This window comes from Actinomycetospora sp. (assembly GCF_055612215.1).
In genome coordinates this window covers 1-1,723 of sequence record NZ_JBVPVA010000749.1, presented here as the reverse complement: position 1 = coordinate 1,723, position 1,723 = coordinate 1, and the positions used below count along the sequence as shown (strand labels likewise).

Here is a 1,723-nt window from a genome sequence, read left to right as displayed (position 1 = left end):
ACGCCGAGCCCGGCCGTGGGGTGCCGCCCTACCGCTACACCGCCGCGCTGGCCAGCGGGATCGAGGCGCGCTGGCAGGACCGCTGGGAGGCCGAGCAGACCTTCTCGACCCCGAACCCGTCCGGCCCGCTCGCCGACGGCGAGGTGCTCGACCCGGGCGAGAAGTTCTACCTGATGGACATGTTCCCGTACCCGAGCGGCGCGGGGCTGCACGTCGGGCACCCGCTGGGCTTCATCGGCACCGACGTGCTGGGCCGCTTCCTGCGCATGACCGGACGCACCGTGCTGCACACGATGGGCTTCGACGCGTTCGGGCTGCCCGCCGAGCAGTACGCGGTGCAGACCGGCACGCACCCACGCGCCACGACCGAGGCGAACATCGAGCGCTACCGCGCCCAGATCCGTCGGCTCGGGCTGGCGCACGACACGCGCCGGTCGGTGGCGACCACCGACGTCGAGTTCTACCGCTGGACGCAGTGGATCTTCCTGCAGATCCACGGGTCGTGGTTCGACCCGGTGGCGGACCGGGCGCGGCCGATCACCGAGCTGGAGGCCGAGTTCGCGTCCGGGATCCGTGAGGTGCCCGACGGCCGGGACTGGTCGACGCTGTCGCGCCCCGAGCAGGACCGCGTCCTGGACGGGTACCGGCTGGCCTACCTGGCCGAGGCGCCGGTCAACTGGTGCCCGGCGCTGGGCACGGTGCTCTCCAACGAGGAGGTCACCGCCGACGGCCGCTCCGAGCGCGGCAACTTCCCCGTGTTCCGACGGCGGCTGCGTCAGTGGATGATGCGGATCACCGCGTACGCCGACCGCCTGGCCGACGACCTGGACGGCGTCGACTGGCCGGACTCGGTCAAGGCGATGCAGCGCAACTGGATCGGCCGCTCGCAGGGCGCGACGGTGCGGTTCGGGGTGCGCGGGGACGGTCCCGGTGCGCCCGAGCGCTCCATCGAGGTGTTCACGACGCGGCCGGACACGCTGTTCGGCGCGACGTACCTGGTCCTGGCCCCCGAGCACCCGCTCGTCGATGCGATCCTGCCCGCCGCGTGGCCGCAGCCGGGCACCGGCGAGGAGCTCGACGGTCGCTGGACCGGCGGGGCCGAGACCCCCGCCGACGCGATCGCCGGCTACCGCAGCGTCGTCGGCTCCCGCTCGGACCTGGAGCGCCAGGAGGCGCGCGACAAGACCGGCGTCTTCACCGGCGCCTGGGCGGTCAACCCGGTCAACGGCGAGCCGCTGCCGGTCTTCGTGGCCGACTACGTGCTGATGGGCTACGGCACCGGCGCGATCATGGCCGTGCCCGGACAGGACCAGCGCGACTGGGACTTCGCGACGGTGTTCGGCCTGCCGATCCGCCGGACCGTGCAGCCCCCGGAGGGCTTCGACGGCGAGGCCTACGTCGGCTCGGGCGCGGCGATCAACTCCGCGAACGACGAGATCTCGCTGAACGGCCTGGGCGTCGGCGAGGCGAAGGCCGCGATCATCGCGTGGCTGGCCGGGCGCGGCGACGGCGAGGCGGTCGTGCAGTACAAGCTGCGGGACTGGCTGTTCAGCCGGCAGCGGTACTGGGGCGAGCCGTTCCCCGTCGCCTACGCCGCCGACGGCGAGACCGACGGCGGCCCGTCCATCCCGCGGGCGCTGCCGAACTCCGACCTGCCGGTGCTGCTGCCCGACGTCGACGAGTACTCCCCGAAGACGTTCGCCCCCGAAGACCGCGACTCGGC

Annotated in this window: 1 protein-coding gene; it reads left to right on the top strand. The window is 73.4% G+C overall.

Translation table 11 applies throughout. The features are described 5' to 3' along the window. Positions 1-20 precede the first annotated feature (20 nt). On the top strand, positions 21-1,723 hold a 1,703-nt coding region (locus AC0CYZ_RS20405; protein ID WP_472218649.1), incomplete at its 3' end, for a class I tRNA ligase family protein.